At 54.0% G+C, this 2,103-nt stretch carries 2 protein-coding genes; both read left to right on the forward strand.

Annotated features, from left to right (window positions below):
- Positions 1 to 349 precede the first annotated feature (349 nt).
- Positions 350 to 604, forward strand: coding sequence for a signal peptidase I (locus D6783_02885; GenBank protein RME53117.1), 255 nt, complete (start codon positions 350 to 352; stop codon positions 602 to 604).
- A gap of 93 nt (positions 605 to 697) precedes the next feature.
- On the forward strand, positions 698 to 1,672 hold the full coding sequence (locus D6783_02890; GenBank protein ID RME53116.1) for a type II methionyl aminopeptidase: 975 nt from the start codon (positions 698 to 700) through the stop codon (positions 1,670 to 1,672).
- The last annotated feature ends 431 nt before the right edge of the window (positions 1,673 to 2,103 follow it).

Raw genomic sequence — 2,103 nt, forward strand, 5'->3', positions numbered from 1 at the left:
AACAAAAGCAAACACCATGAAACTCCACTGGCGATTAGGACTCCTTGCACTCGTCTTCTTCCTCGGCGTACTCGCAAGAGACTTCTCTGCCCAACAAAATCTCCCCCTACCAACAACGTTCGGCACGAAGACAGCCGACACGCAAACTCACACGTTCAGCACGCAACAAACCAAACCAGCACTCCTCTCCAGCGTCCTCCAAAACCCGACCCGCACGCTCTCAGACCTCCCTTCGCCTGCGGACTGGATAAAGGAAGAGCAAATCCTCGTGTACAAAGACAAAGTCATCATCAACCTTGAACAGTTCGGCCGCGACATTGCATGGGCAACATTCACCAACACGAACTCCATGGATCCCGTAATAGACAGCGGAGCCAACGCCATTGAATTCGTCCCAACATCAGAAGAAGATATCAACGTCGGAGACATCATCAGCTACACCTCCCCCTACACCACCGGCCCCGTCATCCATCGTGTCATCGACATTGGCGAAGACGAAAACGGCAAGTATTACATTCTCAAAGGAGACAACAACCCACGAGCCGACCCCGGAAAAATTCGCTTTGAAGACATCCAACGCGTCGTCCTCGCCATCATCTACTAAAAACAGTCCACCAACCACTCGCTCCAACGCTCCTAAAACAAGGAGCACCATCACCCTTCTGACGCTTCACAACTATAAGCATTTCTACCAAACATTTTTTATACCCCCTCCCCGCTCAAGCATGTCGTGGCGCGAGAACCAAGAAACGTGGCAGGGCTCAGCGAAGAAGCACTTGCTAGCTACCTCCAAGCAGGACGCATCGCAAGAGAAGCACTCCTCTACGGCGCAACACTCATCAAACCAGGAGCGCTCATCAGGGACGTACTCGACCGCGTCGAAGAAAAAATCCGCTCCCTCGGCGGAGAACCCGCCTTTCCCGCCCAAAGCAGCAGGAACGAATGCGCAGCCCACTTCTGCCCCGATGAAGAGGACACCACCTCCTACGAAGCAGGAGACTGTGTCAAACTCGACGTCGGCGTTCACGTCAACGGCTACGTCGCAGACAACGCACTCACCATCGCCCTCAGCGAAGAACATGACAACCTCGTCAAAGCAGCGCAAGCAGCACTCGATACAGCAATAACCCTCGCAACCCCCGGAACCACCCCCGCAGAGATAGGAAAAGCAATTGAAGAAACCATCCAACGCTTCGGGTACCAACCCATCCGCAACCTCTCCGGCCACGGCATCGGCCACTTCATCGTCCACCAAGCACCCACCATCCCCAACTACCAAGCAACCCACCTCACAACGCCCCTCAAAGAAGGAGACACCATCGCAATAGAACCCTTCGCCACAACAGGCACAGGTCTCGTCGGGAACAAGGGCGCGCCAACCATCTTCTCCCTCACCAAACTTCCGCGAACAAGAAACCCCGCAACCCGCCAAGCCCTCACCTACCTACAAAGCATAGGACCCCTTCCCTTCACGACACGCTGGCTCACCAGACAACTGGGAAAAACCAAGGCCTTCCTTGCCTTGCAAGACCTCCGCCGCCTCGGCTGCCTCAATGAATACCCCCCACTCCACGAAAAAAGCAAAGGCATCGTCGCCCAAGCAGAACACTCCATCATCGTCGCCAAAACCCCCATCGTCATAACAAGAACCAACAACCACACAGCACCCTAACCCCTGAAGAAAACAGGACCCCGCGCAGAGACACTCATTAAGGCAAGCCACCCCGACGCCATTACCTGTCCAACTCACTCCTCGCCAGACGAAAACGTACCCGACGAAAAAAACCTCGTCCTCGCAAAAAATTTCGCGCCACATGACCGGCACGTGCGCGTTTCGTAATGCACATGGCCACAGAACTCAGAACGAACGTCAAGCACCTCCCCCCTGCACGACTCCCTCGGGCATGCTCGCAACGAAAAAACATCTTCAGCAACGAAAAACTCGTCCCACACTGCACATCAACCCCTGCGTAGTCACCTAATCACTCATGGCGTTGCAAATGGCGACACCTATCTTTTAAGCTTTTCTCCTTTTTTTGACGACATCCCAACCTCAACCAATCACCTCCTATCGTGACACAGAAGTATCACAAACAACAAAAG

The organism is Candidatus Woesearchaeota archaeon (assembly GCA_003694805.1).
Lineage (GTDB): Archaea > Nanobdellota > Nanobdellia > Woesearchaeales > J110 > J110.

What these genes read in the sequence shown, in the direction of transcription:
- D6783_02885 (RME53117.1), top strand. Translation starts at nt 350, where the DNA reads ATGGATCCCGTAATAGACAGCGGAGCCAACGCCATTGAATTCGTCCCA.